The sequence below is a fragment of the Variovorax sp. Varisp41 genome (assembly GCF_047325085.1).
GTDB lineage: Bacteria > Pseudomonadota > Gammaproteobacteria > Burkholderiales > Burkholderiaceae_C > Variovorax.
On record NZ_CP168540.1, the window covers coordinates 6,256,527 to 6,270,384 of the forward strand.

General features: G+C 71.9%; 15 protein-coding genes and 1 pseudogene. 10 read left to right on the forward strand and 6 right to left on the reverse strand.

Going from position 1 to position 13,858, the window contains the following annotated elements; all coding sequences use genetic code 11:
- Nucleotides 1-136: 136 nt before the first annotated feature.
- Nucleotides 137-490 carry a DUF6616 family protein gene (locus tag ACEN9J_RS29065; RefSeq protein WP_413762724.1) on the forward strand — a complete coding sequence of 118 codons (354 nt, stop codon included), beginning with the start codon at nucleotides 137-139 and terminating at the stop codon, nucleotides 488-490.
- Nucleotides 487-1,167 (forward strand): DJ-1/PfpI family protein, encoded by a 681-nt coding sequence (locus ACEN9J_RS29070; RefSeq protein WP_057594991.1) that lies wholly within the window; start codon nucleotides 487-489, stop codon nucleotides 1,165-1,167. Before ACEN9J_RS29065 ends, ACEN9J_RS29070 begins: the two co-directional genes overlap by 4 nt.
- A gap of 15 nt (nucleotides 1,168-1,182) precedes the next feature.
- Here ACEN9J_RS29070 and ACEN9J_RS29075 read toward each other — a convergent pair whose 3' ends face one another.
- Both ACEN9J_RS29075 and ACEN9J_RS29080 read right to left on the reverse strand, forming a co-directional pair.
- The gene (locus ACEN9J_RS29075) at nucleotides 1,183-2,502 is read right to left on the reverse strand and encodes an MFS transporter (protein WP_057594990.1); all 1,320 of its coding nucleotides are present in this window, start codon (nucleotides 2,500-2,502) and stop codon (nucleotides 1,183-1,185) included.
- 76 nt (nucleotides 2,503-2,578) lie between these two features.
- Nucleotides 2,579-4,228 carry a GMC family oxidoreductase gene (locus ACEN9J_RS29080; RefSeq protein WP_413762725.1) on the reverse strand — a complete coding sequence of 550 codons (1,650 nt, stop codon included), beginning with the start codon at nucleotides 4,226-4,228 and terminating at the stop codon, nucleotides 2,579-2,581.
- A 95-nt stretch (nucleotides 4,229-4,323) separates the two neighbouring features.
- Between ACEN9J_RS29080 and ACEN9J_RS29085 the strand changes: the two genes are divergently transcribed.
- Nucleotides 4,324-5,136 carry an IclR family transcriptional regulator gene (locus tag ACEN9J_RS29085; protein WP_409976600.1) on the forward strand — a complete coding sequence of 271 codons (813 nt, stop codon included), beginning with the start codon at nucleotides 4,324-4,326 and terminating at the stop codon, nucleotides 5,134-5,136.
- A 93-nt stretch (nucleotides 5,137-5,229) separates the two neighbouring features.
- Entirely contained in the window at nucleotides 5,230-5,718 is a 489-nt protein-coding gene (locus tag ACEN9J_RS29090; protein ID WP_413762726.1) for a DUF4124 domain-containing protein, read from the forward strand.
- Between the two features lie 10 nt (nucleotides 5,719-5,728).
- Here ACEN9J_RS29090 and ACEN9J_RS29095 read toward each other — a convergent pair whose 3' ends face one another.
- Complete coding sequence (locus tag ACEN9J_RS29095; RefSeq protein ID WP_413762727.1) at nucleotides 5,729-6,697, reverse strand: DUF2272 domain-containing protein; 969 nt, start codon at nucleotides 6,695-6,697, stop codon at nucleotides 5,729-5,731.
- A 157-nt stretch (nucleotides 6,698-6,854) separates the two neighbouring features.
- Between ACEN9J_RS29095 and ACEN9J_RS29100 the strand changes: the two genes are divergently transcribed.
- Together ACEN9J_RS29100 and ACEN9J_RS29105 are read left to right on the forward strand one after the other, a co-directional pair.
- Nucleotides 6,855-7,445: an NADPH-dependent FMN reductase gene (locus ACEN9J_RS29100; protein WP_093340313.1), complete on the forward strand. Its 591-nt coding sequence runs from the start codon at nucleotides 6,855-6,857 to the stop codon at nucleotides 7,443-7,445.
- Nucleotides 7,446-7,466: 21 nt separating this feature from the next.
- Nucleotides 7,467-7,856, forward strand: a complete 390-nt coding sequence (locus ACEN9J_RS29105) for a VOC family protein (RefSeq protein ID WP_261217506.1) — start codon at nucleotides 7,467-7,469, stop codon at nucleotides 7,854-7,856.
- Between the two features lie 99 nt (nucleotides 7,857-7,955).
- Here ACEN9J_RS29105 and ACEN9J_RS29110 read toward each other — a convergent pair.
- Nucleotides 7,956-8,228 (reverse strand): annotated as a pseudogene (locus ACEN9J_RS29110) (helix-turn-helix domain-containing protein); the annotation flags it as partial.
- Between ACEN9J_RS29110 and ACEN9J_RS29115 the strand changes: the two are divergent.
- From ACEN9J_RS29115 to ACEN9J_RS29130, 4 genes are all read left to right on the forward strand, one after another.
- On the forward strand, nucleotides 8,188-8,505 hold the full coding sequence (locus ACEN9J_RS29115) for a hypothetical protein (protein ID WP_413762728.1): 318 nt from the start codon (nucleotides 8,188-8,190) through the stop codon (nucleotides 8,503-8,505). The pseudogene ACEN9J_RS29110 and the gene ACEN9J_RS29115 overlap by 41 nt on opposite strands.
- Before the next feature lie 9 nt (nucleotides 8,506-8,514).
- Nucleotides 8,515-8,796 (forward strand): hypothetical protein, encoded by a 282-nt coding sequence (locus tag ACEN9J_RS29120; RefSeq protein WP_413762729.1) that lies wholly within the window; start codon nucleotides 8,515-8,517, stop codon nucleotides 8,794-8,796.
- Nucleotides 8,797-9,017: 221 nt separating this feature from the next.
- Nucleotides 9,018-10,265 (forward strand): acyl-CoA dehydrogenase family protein, encoded by a 1,248-nt coding sequence (locus ACEN9J_RS29125; protein WP_413762730.1) that lies wholly within the window; start codon nucleotides 9,018-9,020, stop codon nucleotides 10,263-10,265.
- Nucleotides 10,266-10,347: 82 nt separating this feature from the next.
- On the forward strand, nucleotides 10,348-11,586 hold the full coding sequence (locus ACEN9J_RS29130) for a DUF2252 domain-containing protein (RefSeq protein ID WP_413762731.1): 1,239 nt from the start codon (nucleotides 10,348-10,350) through the stop codon (nucleotides 11,584-11,586).
- Here ACEN9J_RS29130 and ACEN9J_RS29135 read toward each other — a convergent pair.
- Together ACEN9J_RS29135 and ACEN9J_RS29140 are read right to left on the reverse strand one after the other, a co-directional pair.
- Nucleotides 11,549-12,343: a sulfite exporter TauE/SafE family protein gene (locus ACEN9J_RS29135; RefSeq protein WP_057594980.1), complete on the reverse strand. Its 795-nt coding sequence runs from the start codon at nucleotides 12,341-12,343 to the stop codon at nucleotides 11,549-11,551. The genes ACEN9J_RS29130 and ACEN9J_RS29135 overlap by 38 nt on opposite strands.
- Nucleotides 12,340-13,857, reverse strand: a complete 1,518-nt coding sequence (locus ACEN9J_RS29140) for an AMP-binding protein (protein WP_413762732.1) — start codon at nucleotides 13,855-13,857, stop codon at nucleotides 12,340-12,342. The genes ACEN9J_RS29135 and ACEN9J_RS29140 overlap by 4 nt, the downstream gene beginning before the upstream one ends.
- Nucleotide 13,858 lies beyond the last annotated feature (1 nt).

Below are 13,858 nucleotides of genomic sequence, written 5' to 3' on the forward strand. Positions count from 1 at the left end.
GCGCCCCACAAGCGAGGCGGGGCCGTGCGGCCCCACGCCGTGCACGCTGGTGCAAGACACGGTGCACCGGCAGTCGTGCCGCCGGCGCTGCGCTGGCTATCGTCGGCCGGCCCCTTCATCCAACCCGAGGAATCCCATGAGCAGCAAGCATCTCTTCATCGAACAATGGACACCCAGGCCGGCCTGGATCGCCCGCACGCCGGCCGAGCGCCGGGCCTTCGCCGACGCCGTGCTCGGCGCCATCGAAGCCATGAAGGCCGGTGGCATCCGCACGCTGGGCTGGGGCGTGGCCGACCGCGGCGTCGACCATGCGGATCCCGCCGTCTCGTTCTGGGCCGTGTGGGAGATGGACAGCGCCGAGGCGGTCGCGGGCTTTTGCCAGGGCGTCGAAGCCTCGGGCTGGTACACCCTCTTCGAGCAGCGCAACACGACCGGCGTGGCGCAGACCCCGGCCCAGGTGCTCGAACTGCTGGCGGGGATCCCGTCATGAGCTTCAAGGTGCTGTCGCTGGTCTTTCCGGGCATGACCCTGATCGACCTCGCGGGTCCGCTGCAGGCGCTGTCCTTCATCCCCGGCTTCGAGTCGCAGCTCGCGTGGAAGCGCACCGGCGCGCTGCCCTCGGATGCCGGCGTCAGCGTCGTCGCCACGCATGGCTTCGACGATTGCTGGGAGGCGCCTGACCTGCTGTTCGTACCGGGCAACACCAAGGCACTGTTCGCGCTGCTCGAGGACGAGGAGACCAAGGCCTTCCTCGCCCGTATCGGCGCGCGTTCGACGTGGATCACCAGCGTGTGCAACGGCTCGCTGCTGCTGGCGGCGGCCGGGCTGCTCGACGGCTACCGTGCGGGCTGCTACTGGTATGCGCGAGACCGGCTCGCGCTGCTGGGCGCGATCCCGAGCCCCGGCCGCATCGTGATCGACCGCAACCGCATGACCGGCGGCGGCATGACCGCCGGCATCGACTTCGGCGTGCGCGTTGTTGGCGAGATCGCCGGCGAGGCCACGGGCCGCATGGTGGAGCTGCTGATGGAATACGCGCCGCAGCCGCCCTATGGCACGGGGCGGCCCGAGCTGTGCGACGAGGCCCTGGTGGCCGGTGCGCGCGAGGCGCTGCGCGAGCTCATGCCGCTGGGCACGATCGAGCGGGTCGCGGCGGCGCGCAGGTAGTGGTCCTGCGCCGCGTCAGCGCGCGGGCGCCACCACCGGCGCATCCGCCGGCGACGGACTGCGCCCGATCATCCAGGCGCACAGCGCCGACACCACGCCCGCGAACAGCACGTACAGGCAGATCTGCCACGGCTCGCCGCCGCCCGACTTGAGCAGGGCGGTGGCGATGATCGGCGTGATGCCCGAGGCGAAGATGCCCGAGAACTGGTAGACGAAGGAGATGCCGGTGTAGCGCACCTTGGCGTCGAACAGGTCGCAGAACAGGGCGGCCTCGGGGCCGTAGACCGAGGCATAGAGGATGCCGAAGGGGATCACGATCGACAGCCACACCAGCAGCACGTTGCCCTCGCTGTGCGTCATCAGCCAGAAGCCCGGGAAGGCCGACACCGCCGTGATCAGCGAGCCCCACATGTAGACCCGGGGCCGGCCGAGCCGGTCCGACATGCGGCCGAAGAAGGGGATGGCGAAGCACATCACGATGGCCGCGGCCATCACGCCGAGCAGTGCGTCGGTGCGCCCGAGCTTGAGCGTGCCCGTGAGGTAGGCGATGGAGAACACGCCGAAGATGTTGAAGAACACGCCGTCGATGTAGCGCGCGCCCATGCCCTTCAGCACATTGCCCGGGTAGCGGCGCAGCATGTCCATGAACGGGATGCGCAGCTCGGCGTTGCGCGCCTTCACCGCGGCGAACTCGGGCGTTTCCTTCACGTGCAGCCGGATGTACATGCCCACCGCCACCATCAGCCCCGAGATCAGGAAGGCGATGCGCCAGCCCCAGGCCATGAACTGCTCGTCGGTCAGCAGCCACGACAGCAGCGCGACCACGCCCGAGGCCAGGCACAGGCCGATGGCCAGCCCGATCTGCGGCAGCGAGGCATAGAAGCCGCGCTTCTCCTTCGGTGCGTATTCGTAGGCCATGAGCACCGCGCCGCCCCATTCGCCGCCCAGGCCGATGCCCTGCGCCACGCGCAGCACCAGCAGCAGCAGCGGCGCCGCGATGCCGATCTGCGCGTAGGTGGGCACCAGGCCGATCAGGAAGGTGGCCACGCCCATGATCATCAGCGTGATGATCAGCATGCTCTTGCGCCCGATCTTGTCGCCGAAGTGGCCGAAGATCACGCCGCCCAGGGGCCGCGTGACGAAGCCCACGGCGAAGGTGGTGTAGGCCAGCAAGGTCGCCACCACCGGGTCGCTGCCCGGGAAGTAGAGCTTGTTGAACACGATGCCGGCCACCACCCCGTAGAGGAAGAAGTCGTACCACTCGATGGTGGCGCCCACCAGCGCCGAAATCACCACCCTGCGAATCGTTTTCTCGTCGTCGCGTGCACTGCTCATGTGTTGTCTCCGATGAGTGTTGTCGTGGCGGCCTCTTGGTCTTCGCTCTCGGCGGGCCGTGCGGGATGCGTTGCTGCTAGTGCGCGGCCGAAGCCGCCCTGTGGTCCTCTCTGATCATGTCGACGGCCTTCTCGGCCATCATCACCGCGGGGGCGTTGGTGTTGCCCGACACCAGCGTGGGCATGGCCGAGCAGTCGACCACGCGCAGGCCGCCGATGCCGTGCACGCGCAGCCGCGCATCGACCACCGCGAGCGGGTCGTGCCCCATGCGGCAGGTGCCGGTGGGATGGAAGATGGTGGCGCCGTTGTTGCGGCAGAACTCGAGCAGCTCGGCATCGCTCGCGGCCTGCGCGCCGGGCTTCACCTCGCGCTTGACGTAGGGGCGCATCGCGGGCGCCTCGGCGATGGCGCGCGCGGCCTTCACGCCGGCCACCGCGGTGGCGCGGTCGAGTTCGGTCGCGAGGTAGTTGGGCTGCATCTCGGGCGGCTCGGCCGCGTCGGTCGAACGGATGCGGATGTGGCCGCGCGACTCGGGCCGCAGCTGGCACACCGAGAAGGTGAAGCCCGAGTAGGGGTGCACCTTGCCGCCGGCCATGTCGGCCGAGAGCGTGGCCACGTGGAACTGGATGTCGGGCGTTGCGGCCACCGGGCGGCCCGCCTCGTCCTTGAGCGCGCGCATGAAGCAGCCGCCCTGGTTGATGCCGATCGCGAGCGCGCCGCTGCGGTGCAGCAGCCATTCGAGGCCCAGGCCGAGCTGGCCGGCCCAGGAGTTGAGCTGGTCGTTGGTGGTGATCGGCTTGGTGCACTCGTAGCCGAGGCGGATCTGCAGATGGTCCTGCAGGTTCTCGCCCACGCCCGGCAGTTCGTGCACCGGCGCGATGCCGAAGCGATCGAGCAGCGCGCGCGGGCCCACGCCCGAGAGCTGCAGCAACTGCGGCGACTGGATCGAGCCGGCCGAAAGCAGCACCTCGGCGCGGCAGTGCGCGGTCTTCTCCACGCCGCCCTGCCGATAGCGCACGCCGGCCGCGCGCCGCCCCTCGAACACGAGGCCGGTGGCCAGCGCCTCGGTCTCGATGCGCAGGTTGGGGCGGTGGCGCGCCGGCGCGAGGTAGGCCTTGGCGGTGCTGCAGCGCAGGCCGCGGTGCGTGGTGAGCTGGTAGTAGCCCGCGCCTTCCTGCGCGGCGCCGTTGAAGTCCTCGGTGCGCGGCACGCCGGTCTGCCGGGCGCCTTCGATGAAGGCCTCGATCAGCTCGTGCCGCGCGCCGATGTCCGACACCTTGAGCGGCCCGTCGCCGCCGTGGAACTCGTTCGCGCCGCGCTGGTTGCCCTCGGAGCGCACGAAGTAGGGCAGCACCTCGTCGTAGCCCCAGCCCGGGTTGCCGAGCGCGGCCCAGTGGTCGTAGTCCTCGCGCTGGCCGCGGATGTAGATCAGGCCGTTGATCGAGCTCGAGCCGCCCAGCGTCTTGCCGCGCGGCCAGTAGATGCGGCGGCCGTTCATGTTGGGATCGGGATCGGTCTCGAAGCGCCAGTTGTAGACCGGGCTCCACATGGTCTTGCCGTAGCCGATCGGCAGGTGGATCCACGGCGAGCTGTCGCGCGGCCCGGCCTCGAGCAGCAGCACGCGCGTGGCCGGGTCCTCGCTCAGGCGCGCGGCCAGCACGCAGCCGGCCGAGCCGGCGCCCACCACGATGTAGTCGAAGACTTCTTCACTGCGAGAGTCAGGCATGCGTGCGGTCCGGCGATGGAACAATGGCCTCGGTCCGTCGCATCCTAGGTTATTGATTTTCGGAACGCAATGTTCCACTTTAGAGGTTTACCCGCATGCCCCGTCCCGCGCGTTCCGCTGCCGCCCCTGTTGCCGCGCCCGTGGTTGCCCCTGTCGAGGAGCCCGTTTCCGGTTCCTCGGCCGAGCGCAGCCTGCGCCTGCTCGCGCTGCTGGCCCACGAGGGCCGCGCGCTGTCGCTGGCCGATCTCGCGGCGCAGCTGGGCCTGCCCAAGGGCACCGCGCACCGCATCTGCACCCAGCTGCTGGCCACCGGTTTTCTCGCGCGCGACCTCGACGAGCGCTCCTTCGTCGTTGGCCCCGCGCTGCGCCAGCTCGCCTTCGACACGCTGAACCACGGCAGCGTGCGCGGCCTGCGCCACGAGGTGCTGGCCGCGCTGGTGCAGGAGGTCGGCGAGACCTGCAACCTCACCACGCTCGACGGCGCGCGCGTGCTCTACCTCGACCGCGTCGAGGCCCAGTGGCCGTTGCGGCTCACGCTCGACGTGGGTTCGCACGTGCCGCTGCACTGCACCGCGAGCGGCAAGCTCTTTCTCGCGCAGATGCCGAAGAAGGCGCGCGACGCGATGATCGACGGCCTGCCGCTGCCGCGCATGACGGCCAGCACCCTCACCGACCCCGCCGCATTGCGCGCGGAGTGCGACGCGATCGCGCAGGACGGCTTCTCGCGCGACCGCGAGGAGTTCATGGCCGGCCTGGTGGCCGTGGCCGTGCCGGTGCGCGACGCGGCCGGCGCGGTGCGCGCCGCGCTCGCCGTGCATGCGCCGACCGCGCGCATGTCGATGGCCGATGCCGAGCGCCGCATCGATGCGCTGAAGGCCGCGGCGCTGCGCATGGGCGGCTTGCTGTGAGCGACGGGGCCTGCGGCGCTTGGCGGGCCGCGACAAAGCGCACAAAATGAACCTGCCCGTGCGTCGTTCCGGCACGGCCTCCTTCTCATCTTCATGCGAACCCCTCTGCTCGCCGCCACGTCGTTGCGCACGCTGATCGTCTCGGCGGTCTTCGCGCTGGGCGCATCGGCGAGCTCGGCCGAGGTGGTGCGCTGCCTCGACGCCAATGGCGCCACCGTCTACACCGACGGTGCCTGCCCGAGCGGCACGCGTTCGTCGCGGCCCGTGCAGATCGCCGAGCCGCCGCCGCCTTCGGCCCTGCAGCCGGCCCCGCCCGCGCGCGCGCCCGACTACGCGCCGCCGCCTGCCGCCGCCGCGCCGGCGCCGCCCTCGAACCCGGGGCTGTCGATCATTCCGCGCTATCCCGACGAAGGGCGCGCGGCACAGGCCGATCCCGAGCCGGTCTATCTCTGGGGCCCCGATCCGTACGCCTACCCGCCGCCGAGGCGGCGCGTGCAGCCTTCGCCCCCGCATGTGCACGACCCCGGTCCGGGTCGCCGGCCCTGCGCCCACATGGCGGGGCTGCGCCGAAACAACTGCTGAGGCGCCCGCTTCAGCGCCACTGCAGCAGCAGCGACCAGGGTTGCCGGCTCATGTGCCGATCGATGCATCCCGCCGCGTCCGTCGCGCAGCCTTCGGGCAGGTAGCTCGGATCGAGCGTCCGCGTGCCCGGCGCGAAGTCCAGCCGGCGCAAGGTGACCGACTGCAGCACGTTGCCGCCGACCGCGTCGAAGCCGCGTGCGTCGACGGCCGTCACCACGTCGCAATGCATCGGCAGCGCCGCGCCGCCCGTGGGCCGCGTCGCGAGCACCGTGCCGATCTTGGCGAAGCTGTCGAGCGCCGAACGCGCGCCGCGCGTCTGGCACACCAGGTCGCCCACGCGCGGCGGCGTGCGTGCGAGATCGCAGGCCCGCAGCGCGAAGCGCGTGGCACGGCCCGCCGCTTCGTCGGCGCCGGCCTTCCAGGCCGCGCCCGCGTAGTCCACGTGCGCCTCGGAGAACACGAACTCGTCCGCGCCCAGGCCCGCCTGCCGCGCGAGCCAGCTGATGAAGGCGGCCGACCAGGGCGTGTCGATCACAGCGACCCGGTTCACGGCCGTCGCCATCGCATGCAGCTCGGCCGCGTCGAGGCCCTGGTCGGGCCCGACGCCCAGTCCCATCAGCCGCGTGGCGCTGGCCTGGTTCAGCGCCTCCAGCAGCAGCGTGCGATCGGCCGGCCGCAGGGCACCGAAGCGCACCAGCGAGGGCAGCTTCACGCGCGGCTGGTCGACCGCGTCCCAGTAGCCGAGCACGCGCTGCCATGGCGCGGGCGCGAAGCGCGAGACGCGTCCGTCCTCGGCCTCGGAACTGCCCGCGTCGACCATGCGGCCTTCGGCATCGAGGGTCTGGGCGCCGAAGGCCTCGTGCTCGCGCTGCGCGGCGGCGGCCATCGCGAGGGCGCGTGGCGGCGACGGGGCTTCGGCCGTCATCGGGCAGGACGTCGCGGCGAAGGCCGGTGCGCCGACGAGCAGGCACGTGGCCATGAGCCAGGAGCGAAACGAAGGAGAAGGGCGGCGAAGCAGCGGCATGCCGGGCAAGCATAGCCCGCCATGCGGCTGGGCGAAGCATCGGGCTGCCACCTCGGCGCGTTACCCTTCGCGAGAGGGCCGCACCCCGGCGGCCCTGCGAAACGGAGCGACGATGGCAGACAAGATCCTGGTGTTCTACGGTTCCTACCGTGCCGACCGCATGGGCGTGCGGCTCGCGGACTATCTGGTCGAGCGGCTGGCCGCGCGCGGCGCCGAGGTGGAGCTGATCGATGCCAAGGCCGTCGACCTGCCGATGCTCGACCGCATGTACAAGGAGTACCCGGCGGGCACGGCGCCCGAGGCGATGGAGACGCTGGCGCGCAAGATCCGCGCGGCCGATGCCTTCGTCTTCGTGACCGGCGAATACAACTGGGGCCCGCAGCCCGGCCTCAAGAACCTCACCGACCACTTCCTCGAGGAGTGGTTCTGGCGGCCCGCGGCGATCGCGAGCTATTCGGCCGGCCGCTTCTCGGGCGTGCGCTCGGGCACGGTGTGGCATTCGATCCTCTCCGAGATGGGCATGATCGTGGTGTCGAGCACGCTCTCGGTCGGCCCGATCTCGCAGACGCTCGACGCGCAGGGCCAGCCCACCGGCGCGCCCGGCGCCTCGCTCGACCGGGCCTTCGGCCGCTTCGCCGACGACCTCGCGTGGTGGACCGAAGCGGCGCGCGAACAGCGCGCGCGCAAGGCACCGCCCTATTGACCTTCTTCGAGGAGACCCGCCATGCGGCTCACGCCCTTCCTGATGTTCACCGGCCAGGCCCAGGCCGCGATGGACTTCTACCTCTCGCTGTTTCCCGAGGCACGCATCACCGAGATCGAGCGCTACGGCCCCGCGGGCCCGGGCGCCGAGGGCACGGTGCTCAAGGCGCGCTTCGAGCTCGGCGGCCACAGCCTGCTGTGCATCGACAGCCCGCCCGTGCATGCCTTCGGCTTCACGCCGTCGATCTCGCTGTTCATCGACTGCGACGACGAGGCGCAGCTGCGGCGCCTGTTCGACGGGCTGGCCGAGGGTGGCCAGGTGCTGATGCCGGTCGATGCCTATCCGTTCAGCCGCCTCTACGGCTGGGTGCAGGACCGCTTCGGCGTCTCGTGGCAGCTCAACCTGCCCTGAGGCGCGCGCTGCTTTCGTCGCCGGGGGGCTGCCTCCGTGCCGCAGGCGATAGGCCGAGGGCGTGCAGCCGAAGGCCGCGCCGAACGTGCGCGTGAAATGCGGAATGTCCTGGAAGCCCCAGCGCAGCGCGATGGCCGAGACCGGCCGCCGGTCGGCGGGGTTCGCGAGGTCCTGCGCGCAGCGCGCCATGCGCTGCGCGCGGATCCACGCGGCCGGCGTGCTGCCCTCGTGCGCGAAGGCCAGGTGAAGGTAGCGCACCGAGACGCCGAAGCGCCGCGCGATCGAGGGCACGTCGAGTTCGGGTGAATCGAGCGCCTCGAGCACGTGGGCCTTGACCCGGCGCACCAGCAGCTGGCGGTGCGCATCGCGCATCGGCGGCGCAGGCGCCACGCCGGCATCCGCCGCGCGTGCCGACTCGGCCACGAGTTCGCACAGCAGCGCCGCCAGCCGCTCGGCCGCCGGCCCCGCGGGTAGCCCGCCGCCGTCCATCAGCGACTGCATGAAGCCCGAGGCCGCGCGCCCGATGCCGGCCGGCCCGCCGAGCGCGCGCGCGAACAGGGCGCGCGGCTCGCTGACGCGCGGCAGCAGCAGCTCGCGCGGCACGCGCAGCGACAGCACTTCGAAGCGCGTGTCGAAATGCAGCGTGTAGGGCCGCGCCGTGTCGACGATGCTGAAGGCGCCGGGCGTCACGCGCGTCTCGCGGTGGCCCTGGCACACGATGCCCTGGCCCGCGACCTGCAGGTTGACGAACAGCCTGTCCTGCGGATCGCGCCGGATCTGCGAGAAGTCGCGCACCACGGTGTGGGCCTCGGCGCGGATGCGCGCCACGTTGATAGCGCCGATGCCTTCCATGTCGACCCGGCTCGCGAAGCCCGCGCCGCGCTCGGCCGAGCGCGGATCGAGCGCCGCGAAGGCTTCGCACACCACCTCGCGCCAGTAGGCGAACTGCTCGGGCGCGGCGACGGCTTCGGTGGACCAGGACTTCATGTGCGCACCTGTGGGCGGGCGGTTGGGACTCCCATCATCGCGACGGCACGCGGGCCTTGCAAGCCGCGCGCCCGTGCTGCGCGTTCCGGCAAGGCGCCGTGCACGAAACGACAAGGCCGACCGGGGGTGGCGCGGCCAGACTGCGGCCCCACCCATCACCCGACCGGATTTCCCATGACCATCGACTTCACCCTCGACCCCGCGCGCCGCGCGCTCCAGCTCGATGCGCGGCGTGCCGCCAGCGAGGTGCTCTCGCAGGTGCGCGGCGCCACGCGCGAGTTGCACACGCCCGGCGAGCGCTTTCGCGCCACGCGGCCGATGTACGAGGAGATCATCCGCCGCGGCTTCCTGCGCCGGCTCATGCCGCAGCCCTTCGGCGGCGAGGGCACGGGCATGGTCGACCTCGCGATCGTGGCCGAGGAGTTCCATGCGGTCGACTGCAATGTCTCGCTGACGCTGTTCGCCAACCTGCTGGGCCTGGCGCCGCTGTTCATCGCGGGCACGCCCGAGCAGCACCGGCGCCTGCTCGCGCCCTTCCTCGCCTGCGAGGGCGCGCCGCTGGCCGCGCTGGCCAACAGCGAGCCGGGCGGCAGCGCGAACTTCGCCGCGCCGCGGCCCGGCGAGGGCGTGCGCACGACGGCTGTGCGAGGCGAGGGCGGCTGGCGCATCCACGGCACCAAGCAGTGGGTGTCGGCCGCCACCGGCTGGGACGGCGAGGGCGCCGACCTGCTCAGCGTGGTCTGTCGCACCGACCCCGAGGCGCCGCCCGAGGCCGCGCTCTCGATCCTCGTGGTGCGGCGCGGCGCCCCGGGCCTGGTGCCGCTGCACGACATCGATGCCATGGGCCACCGCGCGCACCTCGTGCCGCGCTTCAGGCTCGACGGCGTCGCCGTGCCCGACGCCGACGTGGTCGGTCCGGTGGGCGGCGCGCGCGACATCGTCGAGGCCAGCTTCTCGGGCACGGCGGCGCTGGTCGGCATCATGGGCGTGGGCCTGATGCGCGCGGCCTTCGACGTGGCGCTGCGCTTCGCGAAGACCGAGTGCCGCGGCGGCGCGCTGCCCATCGTCGAGCACCAGGCCGTGGGCTATGCGCTGGCCGATGCCAAGACCACCATCGAGGCCGCGCGTTATCTGGGCTGGAAGGCCTGCGATGCGATCGATCGCCAGTTGCCCGGCGCGCTCGAGCTCGCGCTGCAGTCGAAGATCTTCGGCTCCGAGGCGGCCGTGCGCGTGATCACCGACCTGATGCGCGTGGTGGGCATCGACAGCTACGACCACGAGCTGCCGCTCGCGGGCCTGCTGCAGGACGCGATCGCGCTGCCGCTGTTCGACGGCGGCAACATGGGCGTGCGCCGGCGGCAACTGCATGCGCTGCTGCGCGCGGCCGACTACGACCCGCTCACGGCCGCCGGCATCGCCTGACAAGGTGTGACGCGCCGGTCAGCTTCGGCTGGGCATGGGGGCCGCAGAATCCCGTCACCAAGAAAGCGGGAAGCAAAGCACCATGCCCAATGCCGTCAAGACCATCCGCGCCTTCAACGCCGACCGCGATCCCGAACGCCTGGCGATGAAGTACGCCAACCTGCGCTCGAGCCCCTTCGTCTTCCTGCGCGGCACCTGCCACCTGTTCTACGACCGCCTGCCCTCGGGCGCGCTGTTCGCCAAGGCGCCGCCGGCCTGGCTCTGCGGCGACGCGCACCTCGAGAACTTCGGCAGCTACAAGGGCGACAACCGGCTGGTCTATTTCGACCTCAACGATTTCGACGAGGCCGCGCTCGCGCCCGTGACCTGGGAACTGGTGCGCTTCCTCACGAGCATCCTCGTGGCCGGCGATGGCCTGGGCCGCGGCGCCGCCGAGTCCGCCGCGCTGTGCAGGGTCTTCGTCGACGCCTATGCGGGCGCGCTCGCACTCGGCAAGGCCCGCTGGGTCGAGCGCGACACCGCGACCGGCCTCGTGCGCGAACTGCTCGACACCCTCAAGGCGCGCACCCGTCCCGCCTTCCTCGACCGGCGCACCGAGCGCAAGGGCCGCCGGCGCCTGATCCGCTGCGATGGCAGGCATGCGCTGCCGGCGAGCGACGCGCAGCGCGAGCGCGTCGTCAAGCTGGTCGACCGCTTCGCGGCCTCGCAGCCGAATCCGGATTTCTTCAAGGTGCTCGACGTGGCGCGGCGCATCGCCGGCACCGGCAGCCTGGGCGTGGAGCGCTACATCGTGCTGGTCGAGGGCAAGGGCTCGCCCGATGCCAACTACCTGCTCGACCTGAAGCAGGCACTGCCGTCCTCGCTCGCGCCGCACCTGAGGAAGACGGCGCAGCCCGTCTGGGAATCGGAGGCGCACCGCGTGGTCGCGCTGCAGCGCCGCATGCAGGCCGTGTCGATGGCCTTCCTGCATCCCATCGTGACGCGCAAGAGCTCGTATGTGCTGCGCGGCCTGCAGCCCAGCGAGGACCGCGTGAGCCTCGACGCGCACCGCACGCGGCCCGCCGACATCCGCGCGGTGATCGACGACATGGGGCAGCTCATGGCCTGGGCGCAACTGCGCAGCGCGGGCCGGCAGGGCTCGGCCATCGCGGACGCCCTGGTCGACTTCGGCGCTTCGGCGAAGTCGTGGCGCGCGGACCTGCTCGACGCCGCGCAGCAGTGCGCCGCGCAGGTGGCGACGGACTGGGCGCTGTACTGCGAGGCCTACGACGCGGGTGCGCTGCTCACCCGACCAGCCCGACCACCGAGCGCACCACGCTGACCGCCGCCAGCACGATCAGCAGGTTCAGCACATGCCGCCTGAACTGCTCGGGCGACACCCCCTTGAACGAGCGCTGCCCCCACCAGATGCCGGCCAGCATCGCGGGCGCGAGCCACAGCGCCCACTTGAAGGTGTCGGGCCCGAGCAGCCTGCCGGTGGCATGCGCGGCCGGCATCAGCGCGGCGCTCGCGAGCGACACCACGTCGCTGAACAGCAGCAGTGCGATCAGCGTGGCGCGCAGGGCGGCCGGTGCCATCGCGGTGGTGCTCAGCAGGACCGCGATGGCGATGCCGCCGATGGCCGCCACGCCGTTGATGAAGCCCGAGGCCAGGCCGGCGCCGAAGCGTACCGCGCGCGTGGGCACCAGCGTGGCGCGCGCGCCGCTGCGCAGCAGCAGCGCGGCGGCCATCAGCAGCGCGCCGATCAGAAGCCGCAGCGGCGTCTCGGGCAGCCAGGCCAGCAACGCCACGCCGAGCGGGATGAACAGCAGGTTGCCGAGCATCAGCCAGCCCAGCCAGGGCATGTCGACGTCGCGCGCGATGCCGCGCAACTGGCTCAGGCTCGCGAGGATCTCGAGCATGAAGATCGCGGGCACCACCAGCGCGGGCGAGACCACGAGCGACATGCCGGCCACCGTGATGGCCGAGAAGCCGAAGCCCGCGAAGCCGCGCACCACGCCGGCCGCGAACACCACGCACAGGCTGTAGGCGAGCAGCAGCGGCGCCAGCGGCGGCGTCAGCAGGTCGGCCGGGTTCATGCCGCGAACAGCGGCAGCAGCTTGAGCCGCTGCACCTTGCCCGAGGGCCCGCGCGGCAGGTCGGTCACGAAGCGGTAGTGGCCCGGCGCCTTGTAGCGACCGAGCGCCTCGGCGCTGAAGGCGCGCAGCTCGTCCTCGCCGCAGGCGCAGCCTTCGCGCAGCACGATGCACACGCCGACCTCCTGGCCGTAATGGCGGTCGGGCACGCCGACGGCCGCGGCCTCGAGCACGGCGGGATGCCGCAGCAGGGCCTCGTCGATCTCGCGCGGCGCGATGTTCTCGCCGCCCTTGATGATCAGTTCCTTGATGCGGCCGGTGACGAAGAAGAAGCCGTCGGCATCGCGGTGGCCGAGGTCGCCGGTGCGCAGCCAGCCGTCGGGCGTGAAGCTGGCGCGCGTGGCCTCCTCGTTCTTGTAGTAGCCGCGCATCACGTTGGGCCCGCGGATCGCGAGCTCGCCGGTGCTGCCGTCGGGCACTTCGGCGAGTGACGCGTCGATCACGCGCGCCTCGCAGCCCGAGGCGCGGCCGACCGAGCCCAGCTTGCGCCGCGCCGGGTCGAGCGGGTTCGAGAACGAGGGCGCGGCGGTCTCGGTGAGGCCCATGGTCTCGACGATGCCGATGCCGAACAGGCGCTCGAAGGCGCGGTGGTGCTCGGGCGGCAGCGCGGCCGAGGCCGAGCGGCAGAAGCGGATGGCGGCCGTGCGCTCGCGCGCTGGCGCCTCGCCCTCGAGCAGGTACGAGATCATGGTCGGCACCACGTTGATCCAGCTGCAGCCGGCCTGCGTGGCCTGCTCCCAGAAGCGGCCGGCCGAGAACTTCGGCGGCATCGCGAGGCTGCCGCCGTGCGCGAGCGGCGCCAGCATGGTCACGCAGAAGGCGTTGATGTGATAGAGCGGCAGCACCGCGAGCACGCGGTCGGCGCTTCCCAGTTCATGCTCGGCGCTGATGGCATGCGCGTTGGCCGCGAGGTTGCGCTGCGTGAGCATCACGCCCTTGGGCTGGCCCGTGGTGCCCGAGGTGTACATCAGCAACGCGACCGCGTCGGGCGAGGGCGCGGGATGCTCCTTCGCTTCGCCTTCTCCCGGCAGCGCGAGCCCGTCGGGATCGGCCACCAGCACCGACACCGGCCGGCCGATGTCCGCGAGCATCGTGCGCACGCGTTCTTCCCACTCGGGCGCCACGCAGACGACGCGGCAGTCGGAGTGCGCGAGCACGTAGCGCATCTGCTCGGGCTGCGACAGCAGGTTGACCGGGTTCACGACCATGCCCGCATGCATCGCGCCCAGCAGCAGCCGCAGCGTCTGCAGGCCGTTGGGCATCACGACCGAGATGGTGTCGCCGGGCCGCGCGCCGGCGGCCTGCAGCGCGCCGGCCACGCGGCGGCAGCCCTGCGCGAGCGCGGCGCAGTCGATGCGCGCCTCGCTCTCGGTGGACAGCGCATACACCGCGCCCGGCTGGCGCGCGGCGACCTGCTCGATCAGGCCATGGACGGTGTCGCCGTCGCCCGCCGCCATG

Bases quoted from the DNA above. Each gene is read 5' to 3' on its own strand.
- ACEN9J_RS29065 (WP_413762724.1), top strand. From the start codon at position 137: ATGAGCAGCAAGCATCTCTTCATCGAACAATGGACACCCAGGCCGGCC.
- ACEN9J_RS29070 (WP_057594991.1), top strand. From the start codon at position 487: ATGAGCTTCAAGGTGCTGTCGCTGGTCTTTCCGGGCATGACCCTGATC.
- ACEN9J_RS29075 (WP_057594990.1), bottom strand. From the start codon at position 2,502: ATGAGCAGTGCACGCGACGACGAGAAAACGATTCGCAGGGTGGTGATT.
- ACEN9J_RS29080 (WP_413762725.1), bottom strand. From the start codon at position 4,228: ATGCCTGACTCTCGCAGTGAAGAAGTCTTCGACTACATCGTGGTGGGC.
- ACEN9J_RS29085 (WP_409976600.1), top strand. From the start codon at position 4,324: ATGCCCCGTCCCGCGCGTTCCGCTGCCGCCCCTGTTGCCGCGCCCGTG.
- ACEN9J_RS29090 (WP_413762726.1), top strand. From the start codon at position 5,230: ATGCGAACCCCTCTGCTCGCCGCCACGTCGTTGCGCACGCTGATCGTC.
- ACEN9J_RS29095 (WP_413762727.1), bottom strand. From the start codon at position 6,697: ATGGCCACGTGCCTGCTCGTCGGCGCACCGGCCTTCGCCGCGACGTCC.
- ACEN9J_RS29100 (WP_093340313.1), top strand. From the start codon at position 6,855: ATGGCAGACAAGATCCTGGTGTTCTACGGTTCCTACCGTGCCGACCGC.
- ACEN9J_RS29105 (WP_261217506.1), top strand. From the start codon at position 7,467: ATGCGGCTCACGCCCTTCCTGATGTTCACCGGCCAGGCCCAGGCCGCG.
- ACEN9J_RS29125 (WP_413762730.1), top strand. From the start codon at position 9,018: ATGACCATCGACTTCACCCTCGACCCCGCGCGCCGCGCGCTCCAGCTC.
- ACEN9J_RS29130 (WP_413762731.1), top strand. From the start codon at position 10,348: ATGCCCAATGCCGTCAAGACCATCCGCGCCTTCAACGCCGACCGCGAT.
- ACEN9J_RS29135 (WP_057594980.1), bottom strand. From the start codon at position 12,343: ATGAACCCGGCCGACCTGCTGACGCCGCCGCTGGCGCCGCTGCTGCTC.
- ACEN9J_RS29140 (WP_413762732.1), bottom strand. From the start codon at position 13,857: ATGGCGGCGGGCGACGGCGACACCGTCCATGGCCTGATCGAGCAGGTC.